A 16,531-nucleotide genomic window follows, 5' to 3' on the forward strand; every position below is an offset into this window, starting at 1 on the left:
TGCCGATGACGGAGGTGCGGCATGCCGATCTTTCCAACTGAGATCGACGACCAGCAGATCCAGAGCCTCGGCAACGCGTTCGTCGCCCTGGGCAACGACCTGTACCGGCAGGCCAGCGGGATCACCGGCCCGCTCGGCGAGGCTGCCTGGCAGGGCACCGGCCGCGACCGGGCGGTGCAGGCCTGGGACGGGATCGTCACCAACACGGTGGTGCCGGTGGCCAACGAGATGATCGCGATCGGGCAGGCGATCCAGGATTTCGCCCAGGCGGTCCGGGAGGCGCGGGCCGAACAGGAACAGATGCGGACCATCGAGATCATCGTCGGCGTGATCGGGGTGGTGCTGACGCCGCTGACGTTCGCCATCGGGCCGCTGTTCACCGCCATCACCCGGGCCGTCTCCGTACTGCTGTCCAGCCTGGTGCGGGTCGTGGTGAACGTGTCGGTCAACTTCGGCCGGGCGTTGCGGATCGTCGCCGCCGGGATGCCGCGGATCACCACCGTTCAGGTGGGCGAGGGCCTGGCCGGGGCGTTGCAGGTCGCGGTCCGCAACGGTGCCACCGTGGTGCCGCCGGCGGTCCGGACACCGGCGCAGGTGGCGAATGCGGCGGTACGCTCCAGCCAGGCCGTCATCCGGCCGACGGCGGAGGTCATCTCCAACGTCGGCATCAACATGGCGGTGGACCTCGGCCCCGATGCGATCGTCAAGACGGCGTACGGGGTGCCGTACCACGCCGATCCGGCCGTGATCGGCATCTCGGCGGCGATGGGCCTGTCGGGTGCCGTACCGGGTGTGCACGATATGGTCCCGGCCACCTCCCGCCCAGGGCCGGTCACCGGGCTGCCCGCTTCGGTCGGCCCGCCCCTGCCGGTGCCGGCGCAGTCGGTACCGAACGCGCCGGTGATCGGATCGGTCACGTCGCCGCCGCCGAAGGTGGATCTGGGCATCACCACCGGCGGCGTCGCAACGCCGCCGAAGCTGGTCGTCGACCCGCCGGCGGTGCGCCCGGTGGGTGAGGCTCCGGCCGTACGCCCGGTGGGTGAGGCTCCGGCCGTACGCCCGGTGGGTGAGGCTCCGGCCGTACGTCCGGTGGGTGATGCGCGCGCCGGGTCGGTCCCGCCAGCGAACCTGGGGACCGCCCCGAAGACCTCGGCGAGTGTCGCCCCCGGCCCGGTCGTACCGGACAACGCCCCACGCACCTCGGTGAGCAGCCTCGACCGGACGACGTCGACCTCGTCCGTTCCGGCCCGGCCGTCGACGATCGCGGATCCGCCTCAGCAGGTACCGTCGCAGTCGACGTCGCACGCACCGACGCAGTCGGGGCAGACATCGCAGCAGACGTCGCAGTCGGGGCAGTCGCCATCGCCGCAGCCACAGTCGGTATCCAAGCCGGATCCGGTGCCTCCGGCGGTGCGGGACGCGGGCACCGTCCAGTCGCAGCCGGCCGTGACACCGCCGCCGCAGCCGTCGCCACAGTCGCAGGCACAACTGTGGGGTCCACAGTTGACTCCCGAGGCCCGGCTTGCCCTGGACCGCGCGTACGGGCACCTGCTGGACCGCGCGGAACTGCTCAGCCCGCACCCCGACCAGCGCGGGCAGGACGGCCGCAGCTGGGCCGAGCGGGCCGACGGCCGCAAGGTCCTCGGCGTCACTGACGCCGAGTGGCTTGGCCTGAACCGGTTGCTGGCCGAGTCCCGGCTGAACCCGTTCGAGGATCACCGCGCCAGCATCCAGCAACGGCTGCACGATCTTGACCTGGACAGTGCCGACCTGGCCGCGTACCAGAAGGGTCTGGAACGCGGGGTGCGCCCCAGCGAGCTGCTGAAAATCAACGCGCAACGCCAGAACGACCTGGGCATCTCCGAACCGCTGACCCAGCAGGAGGCGAAGCTCGCCCTGCACCCCGACGCGGGGGAACGTCAGGCCGCGAACCTGATCGACCGCCGGCGGGACCAGCCGTTCCCGGACATCGACCGGTGGCGCGACCGGGAGCTGCCCGCACACGTACGGGACCGGCTCGGCAGCGGACAGGAGCACATCACCACGGTGGGGCAACTGCTCGACGGCGGCGACAACCCGTACCCGTCACCGGCACAGCTGTGGGAGGCGACCAACAGCAAGGCACCCCTCGGTGTGCTGGAAAGCCCGGACGGTCTGCGCCACATCCAGGTCGAGCTGTTCAACCAGGCGTACGTCGACTGGCAGTTGGGCAACCCGAAGTCGGCGCTGTCCCCCGAAGGGTTGGCGACTGTCAACGCGCGCTGGGAGCAGACGGTGCGGGCCGCGTACCGCGAAGCCTTCGACGCCGGCAACGGGTCCTCGCTGGAACACCTGCTGGAGACCGTGGAGACGAACCGGGCGAGGTTGTACGACGCCTTCACCGCCGAGGCCAGCTTCGAACGTACCCTGAACCAGGCCCGGGGCGCGTTCGACGAGGTCGCGGCCTACTTTCCCGAGCTGGACGCGACCGCGCTGGATCGCGCCTGGAACGTGTTCAGGCAGGACTTCCGGGCGGTGTTCGAGGAGTCGCTGCCGACCAACTCCCGCCCTGAGGACATCACCACCGCGCCCTACCGGGACCTGCTCGACGTCGACAACCTGTCCGACCGCTTCATTGGTGAGATCAAGTCGAACCGGGCGGTGGTCGAGGCCCGCGACGGGTTCCAGCAGTTGGCGTACAACCGAGGCCTGTCCCGGGACGTGCTCGACCAGATCGGCGGCGACTACCGTGAGGACTTCGTCTACCTGGCCCGCGAGCAGCTGAACTCGGGCGGTCACAGCAAACTCTGGCTCAATCATGAGCAGGCCAACGGAGACGTGTTCTCGTCGTACACCACGAAAGCCGACGCCGACATGCGGGCCGCGGATGCCGCGAGGACCGACCGGTGGCGCGAGGAACTGCTGGCGGTCTGGCGCACGGTCCCCCAGCCGCCGGAACCGACCACCGCCGCCACGGCGGGGCCGACCACCCGTACGGTGGGGTCGGTCGCCGACATGGCGCGGGCGCTGCAGCAGACGCGCCTGGTTGATCCGCAGCCGTTGGACTGCCTGCCGCAGCTGCAGAACGTCGACACCGGCCTGACCAAGGCCGGTGTGCTCGCGCCGAGGCCGAATGTGGTGCGCGACTCCGCCTACCTGGAGGCCGGGCCGGCGCAGCGGTTCGCGATCGACCATGGGCAACCCTGGCGGCAGGCGGGCAGCATCGAACAGGTCGCCGACCTGATGCGCGACGTGCCGGGGTCGGTGGCGTACCTGACGGCGGGTCCGCCCAACGCACCGACCCACGCCTTCGCACTGGTCAATGACCCCTTGTCGGGGCTGACGTTCGTCGACGTGACGGCTCCGGCCGAGCAGGACCCGGTGACCGCCTACGACAGCCGTACGCCGAGCCGAAACGCTCCGGTCGGGTTGGCCGATCTGCGGTTCATCGCCTTTACCCCGGACCGGGTCCCGCTGACCGGGCCGGACCTCGCCCACCACGACGGCGTCTCCGGACTGCTGCTGGCCCCACGCGACTACCGACCCGGCACCCTCGACCAGACGGCGCAGACCACCCAGAATGTGGAAGAGCTGCGAAAAGAGCTCCAGGAGCGGATCGCCGAACGCGACAACCTGTCCGGACCGGTGAGCGGGCGGGTCGCCGAAGAGGTCGAGGTGTATCGCCGCGGTCTCAACGTCACGATCGAGCGGATCGAGCAGGAACTGCGGGCGATAGAGAACGCCGTTGCGGAGGCGGCCACCGCCGCTGAGCACACCGAGCACACCGAGCACACCGAGCACCCCGAGCACCCCGGGCAGGTCGAGCAGGAGCTGCGGGCGGCGGACTGGAACACGATCTCGGACGGGCTGACGGTCAGCGTCGCCAAGGTGTTCGAGTTCGATGGCTCCTTCGACAAGGCGCCGACCTGGACGCTGCAGGTGCTGGACGTCGTGTTCGGCGGGCTGCGGGTCGGCGCGCCGGTACCACCGACGACCGTGATCTTCACTGCGGTGGACCCGGAGTCCGGCACGGTCGTCGAGGTCGGCCGGGACGAGCCACGCCAGCTTCACGAACTCATCGAGCAGGAGGCCCCGGGCAACGGCGCCAACCTCGTCGTGCTGCTGGTGAACAACCCCGGGGAGCTCGACGAGGCCGTACGCGGCACGCTGCCCGAAGGCGTCCGCGTGACGCAGCTGTCCGACGCGTTCAGCGAGGGTCTGCAGTCCGTCGATCGGCAGCACTGGCCCGAACTGGTGCAGCGGTACGTCGACTTCGCCGGTGAACGGCACGGGATCACCTTCGGGCCGCCGGCGCACGCCCAGCAGTTCGACGCCCTGGGCGACGGGCAGCTCGACTCCGGGCTGCGCGACGTCGGCGACTTCGCCGCCAGGGTCGCCCAGCACACTCCACTGTCGCGGCGGGCGGCCCACCAGTTGGCCGAGGACCTGACCGACGACCACTACCTGCGCAACCTGGCGAACAACGGCGACGTCGTGTCGTCCGGCGGCAAGATGTACGAGATCCGGCTGAAGCTGGGCCCGGCCGTCGCCAAGCCGGCGTTCAAGGCCGGCGAGGTCAACTTCGCGGTGCCGTACGGTGCGCGCTCGGCGCCGAAGTCAGTCACCGCCGCCAGCCAGACCAGCTCGGCGTCGACCCCGGCGATCGGGCTGCCGCCGGAGACCGGTGTGGTGGCGGCCGTGACGGCGACCGCTGGGGTCACCACCAGTACCGGGCAGTCGGTGACCACGATGGCGGAGTACGCCACCTCCATCAAGAGCTTCAAGGCGCCCGGCTACTTCGACTACCCCGACCCCCAGGTCACCGTACGGCGGATCGGCGGTCCGGAGGCCGCGACGTCGGTACCGATCGGCAGGCAGATCACTGTCCGCTACCTGAAGGAGACCCTGGTCCCGGACCTGAGCGGGCTGCGCGCACCCGACGGTGAGCAGGACCATTTGTCGCCCGGCACCGTCACCGGCGACCTCGACGGTGCCTGGAAGAAGGTCGTGTCGGTCGACCTCGGCGCCCTCAGATCGCAGTTGCTGGACCACTATCATTCGGACACCGCCGACGCCGACGGGGTGGTGCACCAGCGACGGGCCCGCCCCGACGTGCTCAAGTCCATTGCTGAGTTCATCAGCGAACGCACCCTCACCCACCATTCGCGTGACCTCGCGTCCGGGGCGCTGCTGCTGTCCGTACCGCACACGCTCGACGACCGGTCCCGCACCGACCAGCTGGCGCTGACGCTGACCTCGCAGGACGCCAGCGACGAGGAGAACACCTGGGCGATCGACCGGCTGTCGAACACGATCCTGCGGTTGGATTCGCTGGGCGGTACGAAGACGGCTGGCAAGGACGGCAACGGCAGCAGCGCCCAACTGGCGGCCTTCGCCGGCGCCGGGTTCGGGATCAACGAGGTGACCGATCCGCAGACCGGCGAGGCCGTGACTCCGGGGCGCGCCACCGTGCGGGGCACCGTCGGCGGCGGAACCACGAAGACGGTGAACGTCAGCGACGCCGGTCAGTCCGCGCAGAAGGCGGTGGTGGAGCGGACGACCGACGCGCTGCTGATGAACAAGCCGCTGGTCGCGACGGTGGCGGTCACCCCCGAGATCGGCGCCACGCAGACGTTCACCGCGCCGGCCCGTACGTTTCTCTCCGCCGCCCGCGACGAGGCCGGTAGCACGAGCGCCCTGACCCCGCTGACGTTCCTGACCCCGGCGCAGACCGGCATCCAGCAGCCGTTCACCGTGCTGCCGATGGTCACCGGCATCACCAAGGTGGAACAGGTGTTTTCTGCGGTGATGGCGTCGGTGCGGGAGGCGCTCGACGAGTTCGCCGACGGCACCGCCGTGTCACCGGTGCAGATGGCCGCCATGGAGCGCCACTTCGCGACCCACTTCTCCGGCACCGCCCTGCTCACCGGGCACGGCAAGGCCGTCGACGGCGGCCTGCAGGCGTCGTACGAACTCGACACGTTTCTGGTGCATGTCGAGTTCTGGATCGAGCAGGAGGGAGCCGCCACCGACCAGTCCCTGTTCGGCGTCGCCGGATCGCCCCGGTCCGACGACAAGCTGACCATCGACTCGTCGGCCAAGTACGGCGGAAAGTTGGTCACCCGTACCGGCGTGACCACCAGTCAGCAGGTCGGCGTCGACGGTGCGGTCGTCGGTCGGAAGAAGTTCGGTTCGGGCCCCGAGTGGCTGGTCCAGGGCGGGGTCAGCGCCGGCACCGACTTCGCCTTCAGCCAGGTGATGTCCGACAGCGCGACGCTCGGCCACCGGGGCAACCGGCGGATCAAGTTGACCGGCGCGGGGGTGCGCGGCCGGCACGACGCGGTCCTGCACGTCGAGACGCTGGTGCTCGACCTGGCGGGCGCCGAGGACCCGCAGTTGACGGCGAAGTCGATCGACTCCACCGTCACGACGACCGGGCGGCTCGACAGCGACGGGGTCGACGCCCTGCCGCAGCTCGGTGTCCTCGATCTGGCTGATTCCGGTCCGGAGGTGAAACTGCCGCCGGGCTCGACTCCGCTGACCCCGCCGCAGACCGCCGGGGTGGCGGCGGCCATCGGCGAACTGCTCGGCTACCCCGACGAGATCGACGTCACGCAGATCGACCGGGACACGATCATCACCGGCGTGCGGGTTGCGAACCTGTACGGGCCGGCGAACGCGATGAGCCCGTCCGGCACGACATACCTGGGCCTGTTCACCGCCGCCGACGGTTCGGTGCGGTACCTGACCGTCCAACGTAGACTCTACCAGGCACGTCCGGTCGACATCCTGCGCGACCCGGTCAAGGCGTTGACTGACGCCGGTCTGCAGCGGGGCTCCCAGTTCAGTGGCGGACCGGAGAACGTCAAGGACGTCAACAGCAGTCTCGACACGTCTGCGGCGTACAAGATCAAGTGGAACTGGCGGCTGCTCGCCTCCCTCGGCCTGCGAGGTGAACAGGACGGCACCGCCGTCGGACTGGCCGGCAGCTACGGCGGCCAGTTGGGGTTCACGCTCTGGGACCACTCGTCCGGCCACGGCATCAACGGCGTGAACCGTCGGTCCGCGAAGGACAGCACCGCCAGCGACCTGTACCAGTTCCACACCGTCCTCGAGGTGCGGGCGACCCGAAAGGGCGCCGACGCGACGATGGTGACCGAGTCGAAGCTCGTCGCGGCCGGGTCGATGACCGCCGTCCTGCCGCGTACCGAGACGCTGCGCTTCCCCGACCGGTTCAACCTGCCCGCGCCGGCGCTCACCGGCACGGCCACCGAATCACTCGTCGGCCAGTTCGTGGCGAGCGGCGAGACCCAGCGTCACCTCCCGCCGACGGTCGCCTCCGGGCAGTCGCTCGACCTCGCCGACGTGGTGGAGCTGAGCAACGGCGACGACGTCCTCCCGACGGTGCTCACCCTGCTGCCGCACGCCACCGACACCAGTGAGGCGTGGAGCGTCGTCACCAGACGGCAGGACAGACTGGCCATGCTGCTGGGGGCCGACGCCCTGCTCGGCCTCGCCCCGTACCTCGGCGCCAACGGTGCCCTGCCGCTGCTGCTGCCGCGCAGGACCTGGTACGGGTGGACCGTCGACGTGGTCACGGTGACGGCCAGGATGGGCCGGGGGACCCACATCGGCAGTCTGCCGGCCAAGGAGAAGTCGGACACCTACCACCAGGGCGGCACCCAGCACGAGGACCGGCGCGGCCGTGGCTTCGAGTGGGGCCGTGGCGGCAACCTGACGCTCCCCGCCAAGGACGACACGATCGGGGTGACCACCCGGCTGTTCGGCATGGCATCGAGCCGGAACAAGATGCGGACCGTGGCGGTGTCGGAGTCCGACCGCCGGCAGGAACGCTTCAAAATCGATGACAGGGCGCTCAAGGCGGACACCGACACCCGCAAGTACGTCGGGTTCGAGGAGTACACCCACCCGTGGACCTTCACCGTCCGGATCGCCACGGTGTCCAGCCCTCCTCAGCTGCTGCTCTGGATGAGTCTCGGACAGGCCAGCCTGATCGCCACCTGGTGGGCGCGGCAACGGCCCCAGCCGGCCCGGACCCGTACGCTGCCCGGGACGCTACGGCTGCACTATCCGACCGCGCTGACCTTCGACACCCCGATGCTGCCGGTCGGCAGCGCGCTGACGGAGGTCGTCGTCTACCGGGACCGCCGGCCGGCGGACCTACCGCCGTACTACGACCTGTCCGCGCAGCGCCTCGGCACAGTCGAGGGCGAGGCCAAGTCGAAGGTGCTGCTCAACGACCTCACCGTCGACAGGTCGCTGCTGGCGGCGGCCATCCGGGGGGTGCAGAACACGACGTTCCGGCACGCCGACCGGCTGCCCCATCCGCCGTACTGGCTGGCTCCCGGCACCCAGGGCCACCTGGCCACGCAGGTCGTCCCGGCGGTGCTGCTCGGGCTCGGCGACCGCATCCTGCAACCCGGCGGAGTCAGGATCCCCGGCCTGACCCATCTGCTGATCGCCGACCCGACGGTCCAGCTGCTGCCGCACAAGTTGACGTACCTGTACTCGGTCAAGTTCACCAACGAGAGCATGCGGGAACTCGGCGACGAGACGGAGACCAGCACCACGGTCACCATCAGCCGTGATCAGGAGTTTCTGCAGACCAAGTTGGTGTGGGGCGAGGACCGACCCGACCCGCTCACGGTGTCCAGGACCGTCGAGCACACCCACGAGGACAAGGCCGAGGGGTACGTCTACCTGGTCAGCAGCGGCACCTTCCGGATCACGGGGACGCACAACGTCCACCAGCCGATGACGATCGACCTGACGGTCAGCAACGCGGCGGTGATCACCGTGACCGCGGCTGCGGCCAAGGCGCTGAAGCTGCCCGAGGCCGTACCGCCGGCCGAGCTGGCCGGGCCGCCACCGCAACTGCACACCACGGCCCTGCACGACGGCGAGATCCTGGTCGTCGAGTCCACCCGGGCCAGCGCGTTGCCCGCGCTCAACCCGGGCACGCTGTCGCACCACCCGGGCGTCACCACCGTCGTGGTCGACATCGACGCGACCGGCACGGTCCGAATAGGCGACGAAGCCATCGACAACGTGGCGACGCTGGCGGCGCAGATCCGGCACACCGTCGGCTGGAACCGCCGGGACATTCTGCTGCTGCCGAAACATCCGGCGGAGCTGTCCGGCACCAGCGGCGCGGCGCACCTGCGCAAACTCGCCCGGGACCTGCACCGGGCGCTCAGCGTGCACGTGGTCGTGCCGACGAGGGCTACCTTCGACAGACCCGGGCGGATCTGGCGGTGGTACCGCGACGACCGGGCGGCCTGGTACAAGGCGGACGGCATCGCCCACATGCAGGAACTGCTCGGCGGACCCCCGCCCCCGCAGGAACTGCTCGGCGGACCCCCGCCCCCGCACGTCGACGACGAAGAGGCGGTGCCTGAACCAGGCGTCGAGCCGGAGGTCGGGCCGACCGAGACGTTTGTCGTGGTGGCGTCGGAGGTTGTTGCTGAACCGGAGGTTGAGCCGGTTGAGACGGTTGTCGTGGTGGCTCCGGAGGTCGTTCCTGAGCCGGTTGTCGAGACGATCGTCGTGGTCGAGCACGGGACCGCACCCGAGGATGTCGAACAGTCCGGCACGGAGGCTGTCGAGCAACTGTCCGGTCGTACGTCGCCAACCAACCAGGCGTTTCTCGACTCTCCGCGGTCGGCGGTGCTGGCGCTTCCGGAGGCAACGGCCAACATGGTCCCGCAGGAGGTAACGGCCAGCACAGTCCCGCCGGAGGCGACGGCCCGCCTGGCGGAGTCGGTCCGGCGGGACCTGGCGGACCGGGCTACCCTGGCCGGCCTGGACGCCACCGTCGCCAGTGCGGCGATCGCGCGGACCGCCGTACTGGCGAATGAGATGTTCGGTGACCTCGACCAGGTCGAGACCCGGCGGCTGTGGACGATTGTCAAGCTGGTCGTGGCTCCGCTGCGGGCCGGCACCGACCCGCAGCGGATCACCAGGGACAGTGTGACCAGTGCGGTACGGCAACTGCTCCATTTCGACGACAGCAAGCCGATCGAGGACAAGCAGTGGACGGCGGTTGACGAACTCGTCCGCTGCTGAACCGCCCTCGCCCGCTACGGGTCACCTCGCGCAGAGCGCGGCGTCAACGAGCGTGGCCCGCCGAGCCCGTACCTCAGCTCCGATTGCGGGTGTACGGCGACGGTGGTGCGCATCTCGGCCAAATGCGCGAGCATGAGCTGCTTGCCGTCCCTCCGCGTCAGCCGACCACCCGGGAATTCCGCCATGACTTACGACTTCGACGGGCTGCTCGCCGCAGCGACGACCCTCACCGCCGACGTGCGGCTGCGGCTGCCAAGCGGAAGATTGGTCGCCGCCGAACCGCCTGGGCTCTTCCCCGCCGGCGAAGTCGCCCGCTGGGCGTTCACCCAGACCGTGTCACCCGGCGAGTACGCCGTCGAGATTCTGACCGAGGACGACGTGGTGCTGGGTGCCCGGGTCGTCGTACGTCCCGAGCCGGTCAGCCAGTGGCTGCCCGCCCAGCGCAACGGAGCGGATTACATCTATCCGGTCGACGGCGCCACCGGGGGGTTCGGCTCGGTCGAGGTCTTCGAGGCGTTGACCGACGACGAGGCCCGCGAGGAACTGGTAGCGGACCTCTCCTTCAACGCGGACGAGCCCTACAGCATCTACCACCACGAGGCTACCGGCACCAACCTCATCGCCATCCACCTCGGCGCCGACGGTCGGTACCGGAGCTGGGTCGGGTACACCGTCGATGGCGAGGTTGTCTCCTTCCTCACCGACTTCGGCGACCTGGAAGACCGGATCGGCGAGTCCCCGGAGCCTTTCCAGTAGGAGATTTTGGAGCCAGTGCTACCGGCCGGCCCGACCAGGCAACGGCGAACGCTTCGCGGCTACTTGTTTCATTGATCTACGACCGCAGCCATGAGCGGATCTCGCTGTACCGCCCCGACACCTTCAACCGCCGGAGCGGCCCGTGGCGGCAGGTTCAGATCCGGACGCCGCGATCGGCGACATTGCTTCGAGTGGAGGGCTCAGGCACGTTATTCGCGCAAATAACGTGCCTGAGCCCTCCACTCGACGGCGGACAGAGACTCGACGGACCGAGGTGCGCGCTTCTCGGCACGACCGCACACCGATCGTCGCCGCCCTTGCGAGCGGCACGGAGTGTTGCTCGGCTCGCCCCGCCGGACCGCCGTGGCGAGTTCGTTGGGCTGGTCGAGGCTGCCGGGAACTACCTGGTACAGGGCCGGACGGCTGTGCGTGCGATGTGGTTCGAGAGCAGTAGAGCCAACGCCGAGACCTTCGACGACATCTCCGGCCTCGTCCTGCGATGCCGGGACCGGTTGCAGGCGCTGCTTCACGATCTGGACCGCACGCCGTCCGCCCTGTCCCATTCCCGGTAGCAGCCGCGACCGCTGCACCGGCCCGTCGATCGCCTGAGCTTGCTTTTCGCGACAACCTGTCGCATACTTTTACGACAGGTTGTCGTATCGCATCCACTGTCGCGGCGCTGCCCGGGTAGCAGTGGCGCGGTGACGCGGAGAGGAAAGGGCTGGGAGATGAGCGCGCTCGCGGACCGCGCGGATCTGACGGAGTTGTTCGGACGCTACGCCGACATCGCAGACCGCAGGGAGTTCAACACACTGCCGGGGCGGGTCTTCACCGATCCGCTGACGCTCGATTTCTCGTCGGTAACCGGCATTCCGCCGATGACGACGCCGTTGCGGGACTACGTCGAGATTCTGCGCGGTGCCTTCGCGCCCTTCGTGGCAACGCATCACGTCATCACCGGCCATGTCGTCGATCTCAATGGCGACCGCGCGACGGTCCACGCACACGTCAGGGCTGAGCACTGGCTGTCAACGGAGCTCGCCGCAGGCGGCCCCAACCGTTGGCTGGTGGTGGGCTTCTACGACAACGAAGCGGTCCGCACCCCGGACGGTTGGCGCTTGACCCGCGTGCGGCTCACCGCGACCCACCAGGAAAACTCTCATCTGGCGGGTGTCGCCGCCGGCACTGGACGCGCCACCTGACGCCAGGACAGAATCACATCGTGCCGCGGATACGGGGAGATAGCGTCCAGGAGCACCACGAGATGGTGTGGGCCGAGATCACCAAGGCCATCCGGCAACTACTGACGGAACGCGACTACGACTCGATCAACATGGGTCATATCGCGGCCCGGGCCGGGATTGCACGTAACACCCTCTACAACTATGCCCCGGACAAAAGCGCGTTGGTACGGGCCGTGACCCACCGAGCGGCCACGCCCATGCTCGACCGGGTGGCCGCCATCGGTGCACGGTCCGCTGACTCCGCGACCGACCGGATGTTGGAGATCATCGGTACGGTTCTGGACGCGTGCACAGACCAAGCCCTGCAGGTGATGTTCCGTTCGGGTTCCGCTCCGCTGGTCCAGGAGATACCCAAGGGGCCTGATGGTCCGTTCGAAGCCGTCATCGCCGAGGTCGAGAACGTCGTACGAGATGGCATCACACGCGGCGAGTTCCGCGACGTCGGCGACGTGCGCCTCGCCGTGGAACTACTCTCCGGGATGATGCACGCCGGCGCCGTACGCATCACCCGGGACCCCGCAACATTCACGGAGACCGTAGCCGCAGCACAGGGGGCCATCCTCGCATCCCTCCGGAAACACCCGGACCGTTCAGACATCGGGCATCGATAGCCCGCCACATCTGAACCTACCGAACAGACCAGGGCCCGCCGCAGCCCCGTTCCAGCACCGAGTTGCCGGCCATCCGTCGGGGTTGTACGGACTCTCGGCGGCGAGTGCGGCCGCTCGGACGTGCTGAGGGCCGACGCCCTTCACGTCGAGTAGCGGATGCATCCGGCGGATAGGTCAGCGCTGATGCGCGCCAGTTCTGCATCCTCCTCCAAGGAGGCCGGTGTCGGGGTGGTCAGTGGTGGCGGGTGGTGGCGGCCTGGGTGACGAAGGTCGTCCAGGCGGTGGGGGTGAAGGTGAGGGTGCCGCCGGTGCGGTCTTTGCTGTCGCGGACCAGTACCTGGCCGGTCAGGTTGTCGGCGACTTCGACGCATGCGCCGCCGTTGCTGTTGCTGCGGCTGGCGGTGCGCCACGCTGGCTGGGTCATAGCTGCCTGCCGATCCTCGCGATCAGGCGACTGGCCCGGGCGACCAGCCGGGGTGGAAGTGTCGACCGGCGCTGCTGCCCTGCCCCGGTCCGGCGTAGGCGCAGGACAGGGCTGCAGCGTGGTGTCGGGTTGGTCAGGGGCGGGTGGCGGCGGCCCGGGTGATGAAGGTCGTCCAGGCGGTGGGGGTGAAGGTGAGGGTGCCGCCGGTGCGGTCCTTGCTGTCGCGGACCAGTACCTGGCCGGGCAGGTTGTCGGCGACCTCGACACAGTTGCCGCCGTTGCTGTTGCTGCGGCTGGCGGTGCGCCACGCGGGCTCGGTCATAGCTCCTCTGCCATTCTCGCGATCAGGTCCCGGGACGCGTCCCGGGGTAGTGCCACCGAGCGTATCGCCTCCCATGCGTTGACGAAGGCGGCGACCTTCGCCGGCTCCTCGTAGGTGCGGCCGTCCACCGGGTTCTCCGCATAGGCCACCGTCGTCCCGTCCGGCAGCGTGGCCAGCGCGAAGTTACCCAGCTGGCCGATGTAGAGCCCGGCGTCGACCGGCACCACGTGCAGCAGCACCCGGTCGCGCCGCGACATGTCGACCAGGTGCAGCAGCTGCTCCTTCATCATCGCGGGGTCGCCCCGGCGCAGCGCCGCCTCATCGACGATGAACGAGGTGACCGGCGGCGTCTTGCGGTCGAAGACGGTGGCCTGGCGGGCGAGCCGGTGGGCCAGCCGCTGCTCGGCCACCTCCGGCGGGTGCAGACCGACGGCGAGCACCGCGCGGGCGTACGCCTCGGTCTGTAGTAGCCCGGGGACGTAGGTCGACTCATACCCGCGCAGCATCTCGGCCTGGGCCTCGTACTCCGGCCACGGCTGGAACCAGTCCGGCGGCACGGCATTGCGGGCGTCCGCGGCGGTCTCCTGCACCAGGGTGCCGCTGCCGAAGACATCGTCGATCTGCTCGGCGGTGTCCGGCAGGGGGATCTGCCGGGCCGTCTCGAACTTGGCGATAAGCGAGGTGGAGACGCTCAACCGTTGCGCCAACTGCTCCTGGGTCATGCCTCCGTTGAGGGTGCGGAGGAACTTGAGAGTGCGAGGAACCCCGTTGCTGCTCACGAATTACCGGTCCTTCCCGATTCAAGATCGAAGTTTCGGAACGGGTTCTGTTGGTGCGAATCCTTCCACTGTTGGCGTTGCGGGTCCAGGGTGGATCTGCTGACAGCAGAAAAATCGGGAGGGATTCGATGATCAATAAGGTGGTGGCCGCCGGGGCGGACCCGGACGACGACCCGGTGTTGCGGAACGCCCGAGAGACCGCCGAGAAGCATCTGCCGAGGCGGATCGGCGAATGTCCGACGTGCGGATCGGTCGCGTTCTGCGCACCGTTCACCATGGCCCTGGCGATCCTCGACCGGCGCGACGTGCCACGGGCCCGGCGGATCCGAACCGTCCTCACTGTCGCCGGCCTGTCGCCGCCGGAGTTCCCGCATCCGCCGGAGAACAGCGGCGACGGCGGCACCGACGGGTGGTGCGAAATTGTCCAGTGAACCGTTGATCAAGGTCGGCGATGTGTTGCGGCTGCGCGCCGAAGACTGGGCATTCGGCAACGGCCCGGTGGCGATCCGGATATCCCATCTGCGGCACGGTCACGACATTCCACACGTGACCATGATCGCGGTGATGGGCACCTTCGTCAGCGGCCCCCGCACCGGCCAGATGATGCTGCTGTCGGTGTTCAAACACGCCTTGCGGCGGCCCGGCGTCGTCGAACGCGACGGCCGTACCCCCGAATCCGCGCCCTGACCAGAAACACCCTGACAGCGATTCCGTCGAAATGCGAAAGGCGGTTCCACCGTGCGCAGGCTTCTCCACCTCGTCCTGTTCCCCCGGCGTACCCGGCGGCAGTCCCGGCCGCACACCCGCAACGCCGGCACCCACCACTACCGCGCTGCGGCCCGGCCGTCGATCAGCCCCGGGCTGGTCCGCGACCGCCAGTTCCTGGACCGCACCCGGCGCGGTCTCGACCCGGCCGAGGTACGCGCATTCCTGCACCTGGTCGCCGACGAACTGGCCGCGGTGCGGGCCGAGCTGGCGATGACCCGCGACGAGAACGTACGGATCAAGCAGGCGCTGCGGGACTGGCAGTCGCGGCAGTTCCAGGCCCGGATGCCGGCGTAGGCCGGCGCCCATGATCACGAAGGGAGCCACGATGGTCCACCAGCAGCGCGGCGGCCAGACCGGAACCGCCGCCGGGGCCGACGCCGCCTTGACGCTGCCGCTGCCGGCGGTGCACCTGCGGAGACCGCTGCTGGCCGACGAGTTCTTCCTGCTGGCGCGGGACGCGGTGACCGGTCGGCCGCGGCTGCCGGACCGGGCGGTCGGGTTCGGCCTGGCCGCCGCCCTGCTGGTGGACCTGGTCGACGCCGGGGCGCTGCGGGTGCGCGACGGCCGGCTCTGGCTGGTGGCGCGGCACGTGCCGGTGGACGCGCTCGGCGGCTGGGTCCTGCGCTGGATGGCCGCCGAGCCGGGGTACCGGCGGGTGGGCACCTGGTTGGCGCTGCTGGCGCCCGGTGCTCATCAGCAGGTCGCGCGGCGGCTGGTCGCGGCAGGTGTGGTGCGGCCCCGGACGGTACGCCGTCTGCTGACCACCGCCGTGCGCCAGGTGCCGACCGACGCGAACCGGGCCGCGTGGGCGTGGGCCAGGCTGACCGTACGGCTACAGCGCGGCGAGCCGTTGCCCGACCTGGAGGCCCGGCTAGCCGGGCTCTGTCTGGTCACCGGGCTGGACGACTTACTGCTCACCGGCCTCCCGACGGCGGCCCGTCGGCACCTGCACCGGGAGACCGCCGTACGGCTGCCGACTGAGGTCGGCGAACTGCTCACCATTGCCCGGAACCGCCTCGACGGCGCATCCCACCGGCGACGGGGACCAGTCCGCCGCTGGGGGTGAGGCCGGCGCCGCCGATCACCGCGATCCCGACGACGCCTTACGGAGCGCACCGTCCGATGTACGGATCGTCGCGTCCCGGGTCGGGGTGTCGGCCGAGTGTGATGCCGGAGATGAATCATGATGCACCTGTGGCATCAAGCTCTCGGGGCACATGCCCTGACCTGGTCGGTGGAGCCTCCCCAGGAGCCACCTGCTAGTCGAACGTCCAGAAGAAGTAGAGGACGTTGGGCGGGTTGCCGTACGCGCGGTACTGGCAGAGGTACGAACTCCACAGGTCGTTCTGGATCCCGTAGTTGCCGTACCAGTGGCAGAAGTCCAGGTCACTGTAGACGTTGCGGAGCGTGCCACCCGGCGGGTCCGGGTAGTCCGCCGAAGCCGGGGCGGCGGTGGTCGCGAACAGGCCGGCCATGGCGATCATGAACGCCACCAGCAGTGTGGTCAGTCTTCGCATGCATCCTCCCATAGGTCGGGGCAATCGCCGATCTTCCGCGTGTCT

At 69.5% G+C, this 16,531-nt stretch carries 13 protein-coding genes; 9 read left to right on the forward strand and 4 right to left on the reverse strand.

Features of this window, described 5'->3' with window-relative positions; genetic code table 11:
• Positions 1-21: 21 nt before the first annotated feature.
• From O7629_RS29045 to O7629_RS29065, 5 genes are all read left to right on the forward strand, one after another.
• Positions 22-10,065 carry a hypothetical protein gene (locus O7629_RS29045; protein WP_278173252.1) on the forward strand — a complete coding sequence of 3,348 codons (10,044 nt, stop codon included), beginning with the start codon at positions 22-24 and terminating at the stop codon, positions 10,063-10,065.
• Positions 10,066-10,248: 183 nt separating this feature from the next.
• Positions 10,249-10,821 carry a DUF4241 domain-containing protein gene (locus tag O7629_RS29050; RefSeq protein ID WP_278173254.1) on the forward strand — a complete coding sequence of 191 codons (573 nt, stop codon included), beginning with the start codon at positions 10,249-10,251 and terminating at the stop codon, positions 10,819-10,821.
• 317 nt (positions 10,822-11,138) lie between these two features.
• The gene (locus O7629_RS29055; protein WP_278173256.1) at positions 11,139-11,393 is read left to right on the forward strand and encodes a hypothetical protein; all 255 of its coding nucleotides are present in this window, start codon (positions 11,139-11,141) and stop codon (positions 11,391-11,393) included.
• 156 nt (positions 11,394-11,549) lie between these two features.
• A complete protein-coding gene (locus tag O7629_RS29060) occupies positions 11,550-12,023 on the forward strand; it encodes a nuclear transport factor 2 family protein (RefSeq protein ID WP_278173258.1) in 474 nt (157 codons plus the stop codon).
• 62 nt (positions 12,024-12,085) lie between these two features.
• Positions 12,086-12,676, forward strand: coding sequence for a TetR/AcrR family transcriptional regulator (locus O7629_RS29065; RefSeq protein WP_278173259.1), 591 nt, complete (start codon positions 12,086-12,088; stop codon positions 12,674-12,676).
• Between the two features lie 232 nt (positions 12,677-12,908).
• Here O7629_RS29065 and O7629_RS29070 read toward each other — a convergent pair whose 3' ends face one another.
• The 3 genes from O7629_RS29070 to O7629_RS29080 all read right to left on the reverse strand — a co-directional run bounded on the left by O7629_RS29070 (position 12,909) and on the right by O7629_RS29080 (position 14,201).
• Positions 12,909-13,100, reverse strand: coding sequence for a DUF397 domain-containing protein (locus tag O7629_RS29070; protein WP_278173261.1), 192 nt, complete (start codon positions 13,098-13,100; stop codon positions 12,909-12,911).
• A gap of 133 nt (positions 13,101-13,233) precedes the next feature.
• A complete protein-coding gene (locus tag O7629_RS29075; RefSeq protein WP_278173262.1) occupies positions 13,234-13,422 on the reverse strand; it encodes a DUF397 domain-containing protein in 189 nt (62 codons plus the stop codon).
• The gene (locus O7629_RS29080) at positions 13,419-14,201 is read right to left on the reverse strand and encodes a helix-turn-helix transcriptional regulator (protein ID WP_278173263.1); all 783 of its coding nucleotides are present in this window, start codon (positions 14,199-14,201) and stop codon (positions 13,419-13,421) included. Before O7629_RS29080 ends, O7629_RS29075 begins: the two co-directional genes overlap by 4 nt.
• A gap of 128 nt (positions 14,202-14,329) precedes the next feature.
• Between O7629_RS29080 and O7629_RS29085 the strand changes: the two genes are divergently transcribed.
• The 4 genes from O7629_RS29085 to O7629_RS29100 all read left to right on the forward strand — a co-directional run bounded on the left by O7629_RS29085 (position 14,330) and on the right by O7629_RS29100 (position 16,035).
• Positions 14,330-14,632 carry a hypothetical protein gene (locus O7629_RS29085; RefSeq protein ID WP_278173265.1) on the forward strand — a complete coding sequence of 101 codons (303 nt, stop codon included), beginning with the start codon at positions 14,330-14,332 and terminating at the stop codon, positions 14,630-14,632.
• Positions 14,622-14,888 carry a hypothetical protein gene (locus tag O7629_RS29090; RefSeq protein WP_278173267.1) on the forward strand — a complete coding sequence of 89 codons (267 nt, stop codon included), beginning with the start codon at positions 14,622-14,624 and terminating at the stop codon, positions 14,886-14,888. The genes O7629_RS29085 and O7629_RS29090 overlap by 11 nt, the downstream gene beginning before the upstream one ends.
• A 75-nt stretch (positions 14,889-14,963) precedes the next feature.
• Positions 14,964-15,263: a DivIVA domain-containing protein gene (locus O7629_RS29095; RefSeq protein ID WP_278174715.1), complete on the forward strand. Its 300-nt coding sequence runs from the start codon at positions 14,964-14,966 to the stop codon at positions 15,261-15,263.
• 10 nt (positions 15,264-15,273) lie between these two features.
• Positions 15,274-16,035: a GPP34 family phosphoprotein gene (locus O7629_RS29100; RefSeq protein ID WP_278173268.1), complete on the forward strand. Its 762-nt coding sequence runs from the start codon at positions 15,274-15,276 to the stop codon at positions 16,033-16,035.
• Positions 16,036-16,228: 193 nt separating this feature from the next.
• Here the strand turns inward: O7629_RS29100 and O7629_RS29105 are convergent, their stop codons facing one another.
• The gene (locus tag O7629_RS29105; protein ID WP_123607092.1) at positions 16,229-16,486 is read right to left on the reverse strand and encodes a hypothetical protein; all 258 of its coding nucleotides are present in this window, start codon (positions 16,484-16,486) and stop codon (positions 16,229-16,231) included.
• Positions 16,487-16,531: the final 45 nt, after the last annotated feature.

Source organism: Solwaraspora sp. WMMD792, assembly GCF_029626105.1.
Classification (GTDB): Bacteria; Actinomycetota; Actinomycetes; order Mycobacteriales; family Micromonosporaceae; genus Micromonospora_E.

Coding starts and splice junctions, on each gene's coding strand:
- O7629_RS29045 (WP_278173252.1), top strand. CDS start 22: ATGCCGATCTTTCCAACTGAGATCGACGACCAGCAGATCCAGAGCCTC.
- O7629_RS29050 (WP_278173254.1), top strand. CDS start 10,249: ATGACTTACGACTTCGACGGGCTGCTCGCCGCAGCGACGACCCTCACC.
- O7629_RS29060 (WP_278173258.1), top strand. CDS start 11,550: ATGAGCGCGCTCGCGGACCGCGCGGATCTGACGGAGTTGTTCGGACGC.
- O7629_RS29065 (WP_278173259.1), top strand. CDS start 12,086: ATGGTGTGGGCCGAGATCACCAAGGCCATCCGGCAACTACTGACGGAA.
- O7629_RS29070 (WP_278173261.1), bottom strand. CDS start 13,100: ATGACCCAGCCAGCGTGGCGCACCGCCAGCCGCAGCAACAGCAACGGC.
- O7629_RS29075 (WP_278173262.1), bottom strand. CDS start 13,422: ATGACCGAGCCCGCGTGGCGCACCGCCAGCCGCAGCAACAGCAACGGC.
- O7629_RS29085 (WP_278173265.1), top strand. CDS start 14,330: ATGATCAATAAGGTGGTGGCCGCCGGGGCGGACCCGGACGACGACCCG.
- O7629_RS29100 (WP_278173268.1), top strand. CDS start 15,274: ATGATCACGAAGGGAGCCACGATGGTCCACCAGCAGCGCGGCGGCCAG.
- O7629_RS29105 (WP_123607092.1), bottom strand. CDS start 16,486: ATGCGAAGACTGACCACACTGCTGGTGGCGTTCATGATCGCCATGGCC.